Origin of the sequence: Aeromonas sp. 30P (assembly GCF_051919805.1) — a bacterium.
GTDB classification, from domain to species: domain Bacteria; phylum Pseudomonadota; class Gammaproteobacteria; order Enterobacterales; family Aeromonadaceae; genus Aeromonas; species Aeromonas veronii.
On the sequence record NZ_JBQBEA010000001.1, the window covers coordinates 1534169 to 1550016 of the forward strand.

At 57.7% G+C, this 15848-nt stretch carries 10 protein-coding genes and 2 pseudogenes; 3 read left to right on the forward strand and 9 right to left on the reverse strand.

Features of this window, described 5'->3' with window-relative positions:
• From ACTG2B_RS07235 to ACTG2B_RS07260, 6 genes and pseudogenes are all read right to left on the reverse strand, one after another.
• Entirely contained in the window at positions 1–339 is a 339-nt protein-coding gene (locus ACTG2B_RS07235) for a DUF3302 domain-containing protein (protein WP_005337862.1), read from the reverse strand.
• A gap of 222 nt (positions 340–561) precedes the next feature.
• Positions 562–1983: a carbon starvation CstA family protein gene (locus ACTG2B_RS07240; RefSeq protein ID WP_005337857.1), complete on the reverse strand. Its 1422-nt coding sequence runs from the start codon at positions 1981–1983 to the stop codon at positions 562–564.
• Positions 1984–2123: 140 nt separating this feature from the next.
• Positions 2124–2828, reverse strand: coding sequence for a two-component system response regulator BtsR (gene btsR / locus ACTG2B_RS07245; RefSeq protein ID WP_005350523.1), 705 nt, complete (start codon positions 2826–2828; stop codon positions 2124–2126).
• A complete protein-coding gene (locus ACTG2B_RS07250) occupies positions 2825–3970 on the reverse strand; it encodes a GAF domain-containing sensor histidine kinase (protein WP_439996916.1) in 1146 nt (381 codons plus the stop codon). The genes btsR and ACTG2B_RS07250 overlap by 4 nt, the downstream gene beginning before the upstream one ends.
• A gap of 6 nt (positions 3971–3976) precedes the next feature.
• Positions 3977–4494, reverse strand: a pseudogene (locus tag ACTG2B_RS07255) (LytS/YhcK type 5TM receptor domain-containing protein); the annotation flags it as partial.
• Positions 4495–4847: 353 nt separating this feature from the next.
• Positions 4848–6083 carry an HD-GYP domain-containing protein gene (locus tag ACTG2B_RS07260; protein ID WP_031227798.1) on the reverse strand — a complete coding sequence of 412 codons (1236 nt, stop codon included), beginning with the start codon at positions 6081–6083 and terminating at the stop codon, positions 4848–4850.
• 230 nt (positions 6084–6313) lie between these two features.
• On the opposite strand from ACTG2B_RS07260, the gene ACTG2B_RS07265 reads away from it, so the two are divergent.
• The gene (locus tag ACTG2B_RS07265) at positions 6314–7930 is read left to right on the forward strand and encodes a phosphoethanolamine transferase (RefSeq protein WP_439995449.1); all 1617 of its coding nucleotides are present in this window, start codon (positions 6314–6316) and stop codon (positions 7928–7930) included.
• Between the two features lie 71 nt (positions 7931–8001).
• Here ACTG2B_RS07265 and nagC read toward each other — a convergent pair whose 3' ends face one another.
• The 3 genes from nagC to nagB are packed head-to-tail and all read right to left on the reverse strand — an operon-like array spanning position 8002 to position 11176.
• Positions 8002–9216, reverse strand: coding sequence for a DNA-binding transcriptional regulator NagC (nagC, locus tag ACTG2B_RS07270; RefSeq protein ID WP_005334312.1), 1215 nt, complete (start codon positions 9214–9216; stop codon positions 8002–8004).
• Between the two features lie 4 nt (positions 9217–9220).
• Positions 9221–10366, reverse strand: coding sequence for an N-acetylglucosamine-6-phosphate deacetylase (gene nagA / locus ACTG2B_RS07275; RefSeq protein WP_108539905.1), 1146 nt, complete (start codon positions 10364–10366; stop codon positions 9221–9223).
• A gap of 9 nt (positions 10367–10375) precedes the next feature.
• A complete protein-coding gene (nagB, locus tag ACTG2B_RS07280; RefSeq protein ID WP_005334308.1) occupies positions 10376–11176 on the reverse strand; it encodes a glucosamine-6-phosphate deaminase in 801 nt (266 codons plus the stop codon).
• A 273-nt stretch (positions 11177–11449) separates the two neighbouring features.
• Between nagB and nagE the strand changes: the two are divergent.
• A pseudogene (gene nagE / locus ACTG2B_RS07285) lies at positions 11450–12927 on the forward strand (N-acetylglucosamine-specific PTS transporter subunit IIBC).
• A 121-nt stretch (positions 12928–13048) separates the two neighbouring features.
• The gene (locus tag ACTG2B_RS07290) at positions 13049–15712 is read left to right on the forward strand and encodes a beta-N-acetylhexosaminidase (protein WP_439995450.1); all 2664 of its coding nucleotides are present in this window, start codon (positions 13049–13051) and stop codon (positions 15710–15712) included.
• Positions 15713–15848 lie beyond the last annotated feature (136 nt).

Here is a 15848-nt window from a genome sequence, read left to right on the forward strand (position 1 = left end):
TTATCCCTGTTGCTCACTCTGTTCGATAGTGTTGATACGGCTCTTCAGATCCGCCAACTCCTGCTTGAGGGCCGCCAGCTCCTCTTCATCTTTTTGCAGGCGCTGGCTAAAGCCCCAGCCGCGATCGGGGCGATAGATGGTTGCCCAGATCCAGAGGAAGGGCCACAGCACATGCAGGGTAAACAGGCTTACCCAGCCTGCCACGTGAATGGCATCCTGATGAGGGTGATTCCGATGTTTGGCAATCTCGTAAGGAATATCGTGGATAACGATGACTCCATAAAAAATGACCAGCCCGACAAAGACGAGCAGACCAAGTGCAAAATAATCAAGGGCCATTTATAACCTCCACTGGCATGACGCACAGCTTAATCATTGGTTCCAACAAGCACTAAAGCAATTAAGAATCACACATTTATCGTCAGTTCGCCCGGAATCTTAAAGCTATTCGCTGTATTGAAGCTGAAGCCGTTCAACAGTTGCATTATTAGTTTTTTTGTCATTAAAAAAGGCGCCATCAGGCGCCTTTTTGTGCTGCTTTCGCTGCATTTTTTGCTGTTTTTACCCTTCGCTGGTACTGCTGACCAGCGGCTGGCGGAACTTCATCAGGAAGGCCACGGTAATGGCTGCCGTTGCAGTCAAGCCGATGATGGTGGAGGTTCCCATCTCCAGCCCGAACCCGATGGGGGCGTTGGCTAGATAGGTGATCACAACAGCAGTCATGAACATGGCGGGAATGGTGCAGATCCAGTGCAGCTTGCCCTCTTTGATGAGGTAGGCAGCCGCAGCCCACAGCATGATGACGGCGGTGGTCTGGTTGGCCCAGCCGAAGTAGCGCCAGATCACCCCGAACTCAGCCTTGGAGATGATGAAGCCAAGGATAAACATGGGGATGGCGATCAGCAGACGCTTGGCCAGCGGCTTCTGGGTCATATTCAGGAAGTCCGCCACGATCAGGCGTGCACTGCGAAATGCGGTGTCACCGGAGGTAATGGGCAGGATCACCACGCCGAGGATGGCCAGAATGCCGCCGACTGTGCCGAGCAGGCTGGTGGAGACTTCGTGTACCACGGCTGCCGGGCCGCCGTTGGCCATGGTAGCGTTGAGCGCTTCGGTGCTGTCGTAGAAGGAGAGACCCAAGGTGCACCAGATCAGGGCGATGATCCCTTCACCGATCATTGCACCGTAGAAGATGAAACGGCCAGATTTTTCGTTCTGCATGCAGCGCGCCATCAGCGGTGACTGGGTGGCGTGGAATCCTGATACCGCGCCACAGGCGATGGTGATGAAGAGCAGCGGCCAGAGCGGCAGCTCGGTCGGGTGCAGGTTGGAGAAGTCCATCCCGGTGTTGTAGAAGCCTTTGCCGGAGGCGATCAGGCCAACGATGAGGCCGACCGACATGAAGACCAGCAGGGCGCCGAAGATGGGGTAGAAGCGGCCGATGATCTTGTCGATGGGGACTATGGTCGCGAGGATGTAGTAGGCAAAGATTGCCACGATCCAGTAGACCAGATCGGTGGAGGTGAGGTTGGCCAAGAGGCCCGCCGGGCTCAGCACAAATACCACGCCCACCAGCATCAGCAGCACCACGGCAAACAGGTTCATGAAGTGCTTGGCGGCGGTGCCAAGATGCTCACCGACCACGGTTGGCACCGAGGCTCCCTTGGCGCGTACCGACAGCATACCGGAGAAGTAGTCATGTACCGCACCGGCGAAGATGCAGCCAAAGACGATCCACAGCATGGCTACCGGGCCGTAGAGGGCACCCAGGATGGGGCCGAAGATGGGGCCGACACCTGCGATGTTGAGCAGTTGGACCAGATAGACTTTCTTGTCCGACATCGGGACATAGTCCACCCCGTCAGCCATGGTGATGGCGGGGGTTTTCAGCTCGGGTTTCGGGCTGAATATCCGTTCGATGAATTTGCCGTATATGAAGTAGCCGGCCACAAGTAAGCCGACACAGAGGAAGAACCAGATCATTGTTACGCTCCTGCATTGTTATTTTTTAGTGTGCAGAGCGAGTCTAAAACGGTTGCGCCTGACTGGCTGGTGAAACTCCCCGAGCGGCGCTTTGGCGCGCCGAGCGGTCGGCGGCTGTGATCAGGCGCACACTCCGCAGTTCAGTCCAGCCCCAGCTGATCTTTGAGCTCCTTGAGATAGCGACGACTGACCGGCACCCGGGCGCCGCTCGGGGTGACGATCTCCGCCAGCTGGTTATCAAGCAGCCGGATCTCGAAGATGGCGTTGGGGGAGACCAGATACTGACGGTGGCAGCGCAGCAGCGGGCTCTTTTCTTCCAGCGATTTGAGGGTGAGCTGGGTGTGGAACAGCTCGCCCTGACAGGCCACATGGACCCCGCCCAGATCGGAGAAGGCATACTCCACCTGTGCGATGGGCAGCAGCCTGACCCGATTGTGCAGATAGCCCGGAATATGTTCGATAGTCGGGGCCAGCCGCTCGATGGGCTGCGGGGAGATATCCTGCTTGAGGCGAGCCAGCGTCTTGGCGAGCCGGGCGGGCTCCACCGGCTTGAGCAGGTAGTCGAAGGCGTTCTCTTCAAATGCCTGAATGGCATATTCGTCAAAGGCGGTGACAAAGACGATGCGGGGCAGGGGGTCGAGCATGGCGACCAGCTCCATACCGCTCAGCTTGGGCATCTGAATATCGAGGAACACCACGTCGGGCTTAAGGCGTTGAATAAGCGGCAGCGCCTCGATAGCGTTTGCCGCTTCCCCCACGATCTCGATGGCAGGATCGCAGGCCAGCTGCTGCCTCAGCTCTTCGCGGGCATAGTGTTCGTCATCGACTATCAGGGTGCGGATCATGGTTGCTCCTTGGGGATGGTGAACGAGACCCGGGTCCACTGCTCAGGCTCGCAGGCAATAGTCACGCCATAGCGCTCGCCAAAGGCGCTTTTCAGTCGCCGATCGACGATGGTCATGCCCAGACCGTCGCCAGCGGGATGCGCTTGCCAGGTGCCTGCATTATCTTCCACGTGGATAGTGACGCTGGTGGGATGCTCATCGGTCCAGAGGCGAATGCGCCCCTGCTCCAGCAGGGTCGAGATGCCGTGCTTGATGGCATTCTCGATCAGCGGTTGCAGGGTGAAGCTGGGCAGTCGCAGTGTGGCCAGATGGGGCGGGATCTCGTTTATCACCGTCAGCCGATCGCCAAAGCGGGCCAGCTCGATCTCCAGATAGGATTGGCAGTGCTCCTGCTCTTCCTGCAGGGTCGCAAGGCCGCTCTGGCGTTTTAGGTTCTTGCGAAAGAACAGTGAAAGATGCAGCAGCAGATCTCGCGCCTTGTCCGGATCGCGCCGGGTGATGGCACTGATGGTGTTGAGGGTGTTGAACAGAAAGTGGGGGTTGATCTGGGCCTGGATAAGTTTCAACTCGGACTGCACCAGCAGCCGCTGATGCTGCTCCAGCCGACCGGCCAGCAACTGCTGTGACAGCAGGTTGGCAATCCCTTCCCCCAGGGTGTGGTTGATCTTGAGAAACAGCCGCTTCTTCGGTTCGTAGAGCTTGATGGTGCCGATCACTCCTTTATCCCCCTGCAGCGGGATCACCAGCACCGAACCCAGCTGGCATGCGGAGGAGAGGCTGCAGCGATAGGGTTGACTGTTGCCATCGGCAAACAGCACCTTGTTCTGGGCGATGGCCTGCATGGTGATGGCTGACGCGATAGGAGTGCCCGGCAGATGATGATCTTCGCCGGTGCCGATAAAGGCGAGGATCTGCTCGGTGTCCGTGATAGCGACCGCCCCAACGCCGGTCTCCTCCTGAATGATGCGGGCAATCTTGTTGCTCGCCTCCGGGGTAAAGCCCTGACTCATGATCCCCACTGTGCGGTTGGCGATATTGAGCGCCTTGGCGGAGAAGACCCGGGAGAACTTCTCATACATCCGCTGCTGGTCGCGGATCATGCTGATGAAGAGCGCCGCGCCGCAGGAGTTGGCCAGAATCATCGGGGTGGCGATGGTGCGCACCAGCAGCAGGGATTTGTCGAACGGGGTCGCCACCAGCAGGATGATGACCATCTGCATGATCTCGGCATAGAGGGTGGTAAAGAAGGCGATGCGTGGTTCAAACAGGGCATCCGTTCGCCCCGAGCGCATCAGTCGCCAGTGCACTATGCCCCCGAGCAACCCCTCGCAGGTGGTGGAGATGGCGCAGGCGAGATCGGTAAATCCCCCCAGCGTATAGCGGTGCAGACCGCCGGTCAGCCCCACCAGAAAGCCCACCAGCGGTCCCCCAATAATCCCCCCAAGACGGCGCCGACTGCCCGGGTGTTGGCGATGGCATCGTCGATATCGAGGCCCACATAGGTGCCGAGGATACAAAAGCTGGAAAAGATGATGTATATCAGTATCTTGTGAGGTAGTCTCACTGAATAGTTGGCAAGCGGGCGCAGCAGCGGGCTTTTCGAGAAGAGATAGGCGATCACCAGGCTGACGCTCATCTGTTGCAGCAAGGAGAGGACCAACTGCATAAAAAACGTTCCTCATAAGGCAGCTGAAAAAATAGCCAGCCCGTGAATAAGTGTGATCAGGATCTTGTTCTGTTGGCCCAACTGGGCGCAACGGGCCGTCAGTTTGCCAGAACAAGTGGATAAAACCATATTAAATCAGCATGTTAAATTGATATTTGTGTAAGCGGCAGCGGGTTGATATTGATGGATGGAGCATGAATGTATCCGCTGGATACGCCACACGGAGGTGGCATGCTCCGCCCGGCCTCTTGGCTGGGCGTTTTTTATACATGGTCAGTTGGCAACCTTCTGATGGGGGTTTGAGCAATTATTCCGGTTTGTCCAATGAGTTATCCCCAGCTTCTGGGGATAACTCAGAATGCAAAGTAGTAGCAGAAGCGGCGGGTCAGGTTGAAGAACTGCCGTTGTCCCTCATCCAGCTCTTCCTGTTTGATAAAAGCAGTTATGGTGCGTTCATCTTCCCGCAGATCGATCATGGCGACGGCTTCCGGCCGCTGGGCCTTGATATAGGGCAGGATCTTCGGCTTGAGGGGCATGGTGGGTTCGGTAGAGAGCACCAGCGCGATGCTCTCGTCCGAGAGTTTCACCAGTGATCCCGGCGGATAGACCCCCAGCACCTTGACCAGCAACTTGACCAGATTCTGGTCGAACTTCTTCTGGGATAACTTGTAGAGCTGGCTGATGGCCTGACTCGGCGCGGCCGGGTTACCGCTGTTGCGGGGATGGAGCAGCTCGTCGTAGAAGTCGACCAGCCCGATCAATCGGGCCAGCGGCGGGATCTCCCCGCCCTTGATCCCGAGCGGATAACCGCTGCCGTCAAGCCGCTCGTGGTGCAGATGGGCGACCTGACGGATTTTCGGTTCAAAGGCGTTGAGCTGGGTCAGCATCTCCAGCCCGTACTGGGGATGCATATTGAGGAAGTTCTGCTCGGCCTTGCTGAGATCCCCGCGTTTTTGGGTGATCTGGCTAGGGATCTTCAGTTCACCGATATCGTGGATAAGTCCCGCAAGTCCCGTCTCTTCCAGTTCTATAGGATTCATCCCCAATTCGCGTGCCATCAGCATGGCAATGAAAGCCACATTGAGGCTGTGTTGCAGCAGGATATCGGTGTGGGGGCTGCGAATAAGGTGGAGCCCGAGAGGCCCTTCATGCTGACTGAGGGTGAAGGCGGCATTGCGGACGATCTGGGCTGTATTGGCCAGCCCTTCATCCGGTTTGAGGTTGAGTGCCCCGAGTGCATCACGCAGCTCGCTCATGGATTGGCCAAAGGCTTTGTCGGCGGCGCGCATGGAGCGGCGAAAGGCCTTTTCGTCAAAGGGGGGCGGGCCCGAGGCAATCAGCTCTTCCAGCTCATCAAGGTCAGGCCCGGCATCCGGGATATCGCCGCGCAGCAGCGGCTCGATGGGCAGATCGCTCTTGTCGGGGTCGACCATCAGTAGGGTGAGATCAAGATGACGGAGAATGTCGAGTTGCTGCTGATCCTTGATCTTGAAGGTATTGAACATAAACGGGTGGTTAGTCCATCCCGTGGGGAGATGGATATAGTGGCCTACTCTCAATTGCTCTATCGAGGCTTGGATCAGTGCCATCGGTTAACCTGCATTTCGTGAATGCCTACTCAACAAGCTAGCAAAATCCGATGGATAGACAACTAAAAATCCATTTCGGGGCAGCGGAGCACCCCGTGCTGTGATGGGGCGCACGAGCGCCGTGCTTCTCCTCTTAATTCGCGCTTAAGTTTTACTTCCTACGCTGGCCCCGTCGTTTTTGTTGGCTTGGCCGGCCCGCTGCACTGCAGGCCGGTATGTAGGAGTTGTTTATGCGTGTAACTCTCGGTGTACTGCAGACCAATCTGTTGCTGGTACTCTTTTTCGCCCTGGTACTGAATTGGCCAATCTTTTTGCATTTCTATACGGTGCTCAGCGCCCTGACCCATGTCAAAGCCGGATTTGCCATCTCGATCCCGCTGGTGCTGATCGCGGCGCTCAATGCCGTGTTTATTCCCTTCACGTTCCGGTTTGTGCTCAAGCCCTTTTTTACCGTGCTCATTCTGACTGGCTCCATCGTCAGCTACGCCATGCTCAAATACGGCGTCATCTTTGATGCAGGCATGATCCAGAACATAGTGGAGACCAACAGTGGTGAGGCGGGGGCCTATTTGAATGGCTCAGTTGCACTCTGGTTTCTGCTGACCGGGCTGTTGCCTGTTCTGGTGCTCTGGTCACTGCGGATCCGCTATCCGGCTCGCTGGTATCATGGGTTGGCGTTGCGGGCTGGTGCACTGGCTATCTCTCTGCTGTTTATCGGGGGCGTCGCGTCACTTTACTATCAGGATTACGCCTCGGTCGGGCGCAACAACAAGTCGCTGGCCAAAGAGATTGTGCCTGCCAACTATGTGCACGGCCTCTACAAATATGGGCGTGATGTGCTGTTTGCCACGCCGATCCCTTACCAGCAGTTGGGGACCGATGCCAGGGTGGTGGCCCGGGGAAGCAAGCCGACTTTGATGTTCCTGGTGGTGGGGGAGACGGCGCGCAGCCAGAACTACTCCCTTAACGGGTATGGCAAGGCAACCAACAGCTTCACGGCCAAAGAGCAGGGGGTGGTGTCGTTCAGGAATGTGCGCTCCTGCGGTACGGCTACTGCGGTTTCGGTGCCCTGCATGTTCTCCAACCTCACGCGCCGTGGTTACGATGACCAGCTCGCCAGCTCCCGTGACGGCCTGCTCGATGTGCTGCAACATGCCGGAGTCTCGGTATTGTGGAAAGAGAATGATGGCGGCTGCAAAGGGGTGTGCCGCAATGTGCCGACCATCGAGATCCTCCCCAAATCCTATCCTGCGCTCTGTCAGGGGGAGTCTTGCTATGACGAGGTGCTGCTGGAGGGGCTGGATCAGCAGATTGCCGGCATGAAGGGCAACAAGCTGGTGGCCTTTCACCTGATGGGCAGCCATGGCCCGACCTATTTCCGTCGTTACCCTGCCAGCGAGCGCGTCTTTATGCCGGATTGCCCGCGCAGCGACATTGAAAACTGCAGCAACGAAGAGCTGGTCAACACTTATGACAACACCATCCGCTACACCGATAAGGTGGTGGGACTGCTGATAGACAAGCTCAAGTCGCTGGAGAGCCAGTACGATGTGGGGCTGGTCTATCTCTCCGATCACGGTGAATCGCTTGGGGCTATGGGGCTCTATCTGCACGGCACGCCCTACAAGTTTGCGCCGGATGATCAGACCCGGGTGCCGCTGCTGACCTGGTTCTCGCCTCAGTTACAGGCCGATCGCCAGCTGGATATGGGTTGCCTGGCAGCGGAGGCGAGCAGTCAGCGTTTCTCCCATGACAACCTCTTTCACTCCATGCTGGGGATCATGGATGTGCAGACGAGTGTTTACGACAACAAGCTGGATCTGTTCAAGCCATGTCGGGCGGGCTAAACCGCCAGCAAGCACACAATAGAAAACGGCAGCCACTGGCTGCCGTTTTATTATCTCGCAAGGTCAGTGTCTTACTTCTGCTCCATGATGATCTGCAGCAGATCCCCCTCCAGCAGGGCGCGCTTGACCAGTGCAAAGCCGCCATAGGTCGGCTGGTTCTGGAAGCGGGCTTTCACGATGGGCAGGCCACGGTGGAAGCTCGGCAGGGATTGATGCTCGACGCAGCGACGGATGGCCGGGAAGAGGATCTCTTCGGCGGCGGTGATTTCACCGGCGATCAGCACCTTCTGCGGGTTGAACAGGTTGACCGTAATAGCCACCGCTCGTCCCAGATGCTCACCCACGTTCTCGATCACGCTGCGGGCCAGTTCATCGCCCGCCAGCGCCGCCTTGCACACCTCCTGAATGGTGATGTGCTTCTCTTGCAGCGCGCTCTGATGACCGCGGCTGATGAGCTCCTTCACTTTGTCGATGATCGCTTCGTTGGAGGCTATGGTCTCGAGGCAGCCGAAGTTGCCGCAGTGGCAGCGCTTGCCGAGCGGCTCGACCTGGATATGGCCGATCTCGCCGACGTTGCGGTTCTGACCGAGGAACACCTGACCCTTGGTGATGATCCCCGAGCCCGTCCCCTGGTGGACGCTCACCAGAATGGAGTCCATGCAGTCGCGGGACTCGCCGAAGAAGTGTTCGGCCAGCGCCAGCGAGCGGGTGTCGTTGCCCACGTAGCAGGGGAGATTGAAGTGGTTCTCAAGCAGCTTCGCCAGTCCCAGATTGCGGATCTGATACTTGGGGGTGTAGATGACCATGCCGGATTCCGGGTTGACCAGACCCGGCATGGTCAGCGCGATGCTGATGAGGTTGCGACAACGTTCGCGGTTGGCATCGATAAAGGCGCCAATCTCCCGCAGCAGCATGTCGACCACGGGTTGCTGGTCGATCTCGGTCACCTGAATGACGTGCTGGTCGAGCTCCTTGCCATCGAGGTCATAGAGACTCAGTTGCAGGTAGCCGCGGCCCAGCTTGGCAGAGACAAACTGAAAGCGATGTTTGATGGTGGTCAGGGAGATGGCACGCCGCCCGCCGGTTGAGGCTTGCGGAGAGGTCTCCTTGATCAGGCCATGCTCGATCAGTTGCCGGGTTATTTTGGTCACGCTGGCCGGGGCCAGCTGACTCAACTCGGCAATCTTGACCCGGGAGATGGGGCCTTGCAGGTCGATGAGCCGATACACGGCTGCACTGTTGACCTGCTTGATAAGATCTACGTTTGCTATTTGTCCGCCAGTCATGATGTCACTGTTGTGTGTAGTGTCCGTTAACCACGGTCCCACGGACCGTGAAGTCCTGATCGAAGACAGTGAGGTTGGCTACTTTACCGACCTGGATACTACCGAGACGTGAGTCCCATCCAATGGCGCGAGCGGGGTAGAGGCTGGCCATTCTCAGTGCTTCATCGAGCGGTAATCCGACCTGCTTGACCAGATTTTCCACCCCCTCAATCATGGTGAGGGAGGAACCGCCGAGTGTACCATTCTCGTCGATGCACTGACCATCGCGTAAAAAGACGGTGGTGCCACAAAAATCAAATTTCTCAAAGCCTTCCGGTGCACCGGCTGCCGCGGTGGCATCGGTGACCAGCACCAGTCGCTCCCCCAGCGCCTTGTGAGCCAGACGCACGTTGGCCCAGTGCACATGGTGGCCATCGACGATGATGCCCGCATAGACATCTTTGCGATCATAGATGGCGCCCACGACGCCCGGCTCGCGACCGTTGAGGGTCGGAGTCATGGCGTTGTAGAGGTGGGTTGCAAAGCGAATACCGTTATCGAACCCGGCCATGGCCTGATCGTAACTGGCGGCAGTGTGACCGGCCGAGACCAGAATGCCCGCTTCCACCAGACGGCGGATATGGGCCGGCTCATTGCGCTCCGGTGCCAGGGTGATTTTGGTGATGGCATCCGCGTTGGCACAGAAGAAGTCGATCATCTCGTCCGCTGGCTGGCGAATTTGCGCTGCAGGGTGGATCCCCTTGCGCTTGAGGTTGGTATAAGGCCCTTCCAGATGGACGCCCAGCACCTCGTTGGGGTGTGCAGCCATGTAGTCGCGGGTCACCGCAACGGCCTGCTTCATGTCGGCATCCGGACTGGTGATCAGGGTCGGCAGGAAGCTGGTGGTACCGGATTTGAGGTTGGCCGCCTGCATGGTTGCCAGGGTCTCGACCGTGATGTCGGTGTTGAACATCACCCCGCCACAGCCGTTGAGCTGCACATCGATAAAACCGGCGGTCAGGTTGGCGCCTTTGAGGTCAATCTGCTCGATGCCCGCAGGCAGTTCGGCCAGGTGAGAGATGGCGACAATCTTGTCGCCCTCGATAAGCACCCCGTAGCCGGTCAGCACGCAGCTGCCGGTGTAGAGGGTGCAGTTGGTCAATGCGTACATGACGACTCCTTACAGACGGCCGATGTTGGCGGCTTCCAGCTGCTGGAAGTAGCGAACGGTCTTGACCTTGAGCTCCATGGTGGAGGGCTCGTCACACACCATCATTCCCTTCGGATGCAGTTGCAGGGTGGAGATGGTCCACATGTGGTTGACGCTGCCTTCCACGGCGGCCTGCAGGGCCAGTGCCTTGCCGTGACCGGTGACCAGGATCATGATCTCTTCCGCATCCATCAGGGTGCCCACACCCACGGTCAGGGCCAGCTTGGGCACCTGCTCCATGTCGCCACCGAAGAAGCGGGAGTTGGCGATACGGGTATCTTCGGTCAGGGTCTTGACCCGGGTGCGGGAGGAGAGGGAAGAGGCCGGTTCGTTGAACGCGATGTGGCCGTCGTTACCCACGCCCCCCATGAACAGGTGGATCTTGCCGTAGGACTTGATTTTGTCTTCGTAGCGCTTGCACTCGGCCACCAGATCCTCGGCATTGCCGTTGAGGATGTTGATGTTTTCGGGACGAATGTCGATGTGGCTGAAGAAGTTGTTGTGCATGAAGCTGTGGTAGCTCTCCGGGTGATCTTCCGGCAGGCCGACGTACTCGTCCATGTTGAAGGTGACCACGTTCTGGAAGCTCACTTCACCGGCTTTGTGCAACTCGATCAGGCGCTTGTAGGTGTTGAGCGGGGTGCCACCGGTGGGCAGGCCCAGTACGAAAGGGCGATCGCTGGTCGGCTTGAACGCGTTGATGCGGTCAACGATGTAACGAGCAGACCACAGGCCTACTTGGCTGGCAGATTTCAACGGGATCAGGCGCATATGGGATACCTCTGTGTCGGGTTGCGACCGGTTTGGCGGTGGCAATTGGCTAAGACGGATTCAAGTTGTTTTATAGCGTAAATAAAGATTGCGAACTAAGCCACATCTATCCACCACCTTTATCTTGTTTGGGTGATAACGATCACGATTATCGGTTTATTAATTTGCGCAGCGAAATAAAAGCCCTAGACTGCCAATCAAGCCTTGATGGCTTATGCGTCAAACGTGATAAGCACTTAATTTCTAGAAAAACATTAACTAAGGAGAGGAACCGTGAACATTCTCGGTTATTTGCAAAAGATCGGCCGTGCCCTGATGGTGCCGGTAGCGGTATTGCCTGCCGCCGCGATCCTGATGGGGGTTGGCTACTGGATTGACCCGAATGGTTGGGGTGGTGACAGTGCGCTGGCTGCCTTCCTGATTAAAGCGGGCGCAGCCATTATCGATAACATGTCCGTACTGTTCGCAGTCGGTGTCGCTTACGGTATGTCCAAGGATAAAGACGGTTCTGCTGCGCTGGCAGGTCTGGTCGGCTTCCTGGTCGTTACCACCCTGCTGAGCCCGGGCGCTGTGGCCCAATCAAGAGCATCCCGGTGGAGCAGGTTCCTGCCGCGTTTGCCAAGATCAGCAACCAGTTTGTGGGTATCCTGTGTGGTGTTATCGCCGCTGAGCTGTACAACCGCTTCAGCAGCGTCGAGCTGCACAAGGCACTCTCCTTCTTCTCCGGTCGTCGTCTGGTACCGATCGTAACCTCCGTGGTGATGATCGTCGTATCTTTCATCCTGATGGCCGTATGGCCGGCAATCTACGGTGGTCTGGTCTCCTTCGGTGAGTCCATCGTGAGCCTGGGCTCTACCGGTGCCGGTATCTACGCCTTCTTCAACCGTCTGCTGATCCCGATCGGTCTGCACCACGCCCTGAACTCCGTGTTCTGGTTCAACGTGGCCGGTATCAACGACATCCCGAACTTCCTGGGTGGTCAGGCTACCATCGATGCTGCTCTGGCCGCTGGCAAGAGCCTGGAGCAGGTGAAAGGCGTGGTCGGTATGTACCAGGCTGGCTTCTTCCCCATCATGATGTTTGGTCTGCCGGGTGCAGCGCTGGCCATCTACCACTCCGCCAAGAAAGAGAACAAAGAGAAAGTTGCTTCCATCATGATCGCAGCTGCCTTTGCCTCCTTCTTCACCGGTGTAACCGAGCCGCTCGAGTTCTCCTTCATGTTCGTGGCGCCGGTACTGTATGTCATCCACGCCGTACTGACCGGTATCTCCGTGTTCATCGCTGCCTCCATGCAGTGGATGGCCGGTTTCGGTTTCAGTGCCGGTCTGGTGGATATGGTGCTCTCCAGCCGTAACCCGCTGGCGACCAACTGGTACATGCTGATCCCTCAGGGTCTGGTCTTCTTCGGCCTCTACTACACCGTGTTCCGCGTAGTGATTGCCAAGCTGAACCTGAAAACCCCGGGTCGTGAAGATGACGAAGATACTGCTCCGGCTGCCGCTCAATCTACCAACCGTACCGAGCTGGCCAAGCAATACCTGGAAGTGCTGGGTGGTCAAGAGAACCTGGTCTCCATCGATGCCTGCATCACCCGTCTGCGTCTGACTCTGAAAGACCGCAGCATCGTCGATGAGCGCAAGCTGAAAGCCCTGGGTGCGGCCGGTGTGGTCAAACTCGGTGAGCAGAACCTGCAGGTGATTCTGGGCCCATTGGCCGAAATCATCGCCGGTGAGATGAAAGCCCTGCGTTAATCGAGCGACTCGCTCACCTCAAGTCTAAGTCCATTGTTGACATAACTAAGGGTCCCGCTCAGGGGCCCCATATAAAAAAGCCAAGAAAATCCAACCTTTACTTCAAATGAGAGCAGCAGTTATGAACTTGAAACATTCTCTGTTAGCCATTGCCATGTCTACCGTTTTTGTCAGCCAGGTCCAGGCAGCCGATGCCGCCAAGCAGGCCGTGGTCGACTCCCTCGCCAACAACCTGGTGGTCAAGTATGAAGTGGTCACCAACGACGGTGCCGGTGCCGGCCTCGATTGCCAGGCGCTCGGTTCCGAGTGGGCGAGCTGTGGTGTTGCCAAGCTGCACCTGACCAATACCGGTGCGGACGTGACCTCCAAAGACTGGAGCATCTACGTCTCCTCCATCCGTCGTATCCAGCGTGTGGATAACGACCAGTTCACCATCACTCACCTGACCGGCGATCTCTATCGTTTGACGCCAACCGAGAAGTTCCAGGGCTTTGCCAAGGATGCCACGGTCGAAGTGCCGCTGGTGGTGGAATACTGGGTACTGTTCGAATCTGACATCATGCCGAACTGGTATGTCGCCAGCGAAGGTGCCGAGCCGAAAGTACTGGCCAGCATGAGCAACATCAATGATGCCAGCACCTACGAGAAGCCGATGCCGGCCGATGGCTGGAAGCGCACCAAGGATGACAAGAACATCCTGATGAACAGCGAGACCCGTTTCGCGGCCAACCAGACCAGCGCACTGCTGCCGGCTGGCAAGATTGACAACCAGATCCTGCCGACCCCGATGAAGCAGGTAGTCAAAGCTGGCCCGCAGGTTGACTTCTCCACCATCAAACTCAATGCCCTGGACTTGCCGAGCGATCGCGCCGAGGCCCTGAAGGCTCAACTGACCAAGCTGGGTGTTACCCTCTCCGACACCGGCTACCCGGTGACCATCAAGCTCGGCAGCAAGCTCAAGCAGGCTGAAGGCTATGACATGACCATCGGTCAGAAGGGCACCGTGATCCAGGGTCGCGACATCGACGGGGCATTCTGGGGTGCACAATCCCTGATCTCCCTGCTGGGTGTTGATGACAAGCTGGTGAGCCCGATGACCGTCGAGGATGCGCCGCGCTTTGAATACCGTGGCATGCAGACCGACGTGGCCCGCCACTTCCGCAGTCTGGATACCATGAAGAAGCTGGTTGACCAGATGTCTGCCATGAAGCTCAACGTGCTGCACCTTGGCCTGACCAACGATGAAGGCTGGCGTCTGGAGATCCCGGGTCTGCCGGAGCTGACCCTGGTCGGTAGCCAGCGTTGCCACGACGAGTCCGAAACCAAGTGCCTGATGCCGCAACTGGGTTCCGGCCCGACCAGCGACAACCAGGGTTCCGGTTTCTACAGCAAGTCTGACTACGTGGATCTGGTGCGTTATGCCAAGGCCCGCGGTGTGACCGTGATCCCCGAGATCAACATGCCGGCTCACGCCCGTGCTGCCGTGGTCTCCATGGAAGCGCGCTACAAGCGTCTGATGGCGGAAGGCAAAGAAGCGGAAGCCAACCAGTTCCGTCTGACTGATCCGGCTGACACCTCCAACGTCACCTCGGTCCAGTTCTACGACAAGATGTCCTTCATCAACCCTTGCCAGCCGGGTGCTGCCACCTTCGTGGCCAAGGTAATGGATGAAGTTGCCCAGATGCACCAGGCCGCCGGTCAGCCGCTGACCGCATGGCACTACGGTGGTGATGAGGCGAAGAACATCATGCAGGGCGGTGGCTATCAGGATCCGGCCGTCACCAAGAAAGAAGAGCTGGTCGCCTGGAAAGGTAACGTCGACTCCAGCAAGCAGGACAAACCGTTTGGCAAGTCCCCGATGTGCCAGAAGATGATCGATGAAGGCAAGATCAAGGAAGTGGGCGAGCTGCCGGTTTACTTCGCCAAGGAAGTGGGCCAGATGGTCAAAGACCGCGGCTTCTCTACCCTGCAGGCGTGGGAAGATGGTCTGAAGTACGCCAGCGGTGCCAAGGACTTCGCCACCGACAACACCCGTGTCAACTTCTGGGAAACCCTCTACTGGGGTGGCTTCAACGAAGCGATGAAGTGGGCCCACAAGGGTTACCAAGTGGTCCTGTCCAACCCGGATTACCTCTACTTCGACTTCCCGAACGAAGTACACCCGGCCGAGCGTGGCTACTACTGGGCAACCCGTTTCAACGACACCCGCAAGGTGTTCGCCTTCGCCCCGGAAAACCTGCCGCAGAACGCCGAGACCTCGGTTGACCGCGACGGCAACGCCTTCGTGGCCAAAGGTGACCAGGATCCGGTCAAGTTCAAGGGGATCTCCGGTCAGCAGTGGAGTGAAACCGTGCGTACCGATGCTCAGTACGAGTACATGGTCTACCCGCGTATCTTCTCCGTGGCCGAGCGTGCCTGGCACAAAGGTGGCTTCGAGCTGAACTATGTGAAGGGTCGTGAGTTCTCCGGCGAGACCAAGTTCGTCAACAAGGCCACCCTCAACAAAGAGTGGAACCAGTTTGCCAACGTACTGGGTCAGCGCGTGCTGCCGAAACTGGATCAGGCCGGTGTTGAATACCGCCTCTCCGTACCGGGTGCCAAGGTAGTGAACGGTGTGCTGGAAGCGAACGTGGATCTGCCGGGTCTGCCCATCCAGTACAGCCTGGACGGTACCAACTGGAGTGCCTATGATGCCGCGGCCAAGCCGACCGTGAATGGCAAGGTCTACCTGCGTACCACCAGCTTCGATGGCAAGCGCACCAGCCGAGTCACCGAACTGAACTGATAGCAGTCAACCGTTAACATGAGGTGGGTCGCAAGACCCGCCTTTCCCAAGGGCGATGGCGTATCGGATTTGGGAAAGGTTGACTGTGCGTGTGAGCCTTTGTTGTGTGTAATTGTCTGTTTTGTGTTTTTCATCA

Coding starts and splice junctions, on each gene's coding strand:
- btsR (WP_005350523.1), bottom strand. CDS start 2,828: ATGATCCGCACCCTGATAGTCGATGACGAACACTATGCCCGCGAAGAG.
- ACTG2B_RS07290 (WP_439995450.1), top strand. CDS start 13,049: ATGAACTTGAAACATTCTCTGTTAGCCATTGCCATGTCTACCGTTTTT.
- ACTG2B_RS07265 (WP_439995449.1), top strand. CDS start 6,314: ATGCGTGTAACTCTCGGTGTACTGCAGACCAATCTGTTGCTGGTACTC.
- nagA (WP_108539905.1), bottom strand. CDS start 10,366: ATGTACGCATTGACCAACTGCACCCTCTACACCGGCAGCTGCGTGCTG.
- ACTG2B_RS07235 (WP_005337862.1), bottom strand. CDS start 339: ATGGCCCTTGATTATTTTGCACTTGGTCTGCTCGTCTTTGTCGGGCTG.
- ACTG2B_RS07260 (WP_031227798.1), bottom strand. CDS start 6,083: ATGGCACTGATCCAAGCCTCGATAGAGCAATTGAGAGTAGGCCACTAT.
- nagB (WP_005334308.1), bottom strand. CDS start 11,176: ATGCGCCTGATCCCGTTGAAATCTGCCAGCCAAGTAGGCCTGTGGTCT.
- ACTG2B_RS07250 (WP_439996916.1), bottom strand. CDS start 3,970: ATGATTCTGGCCAACTCCTGCGGCGCGGCGCTCTTCATCAGCATGATC.
- ACTG2B_RS07240 (WP_005337857.1), bottom strand. CDS start 1,983: ATGATCTGGTTCTTCCTCTGTGTCGGCTTACTTGTGGCCGGCTACTTC.
- nagC (WP_005334312.1), bottom strand. CDS start 9,216: ATGACTGGCGGACAAATAGCAAACGTAGATCTTATCAAGCAGGTCAAC.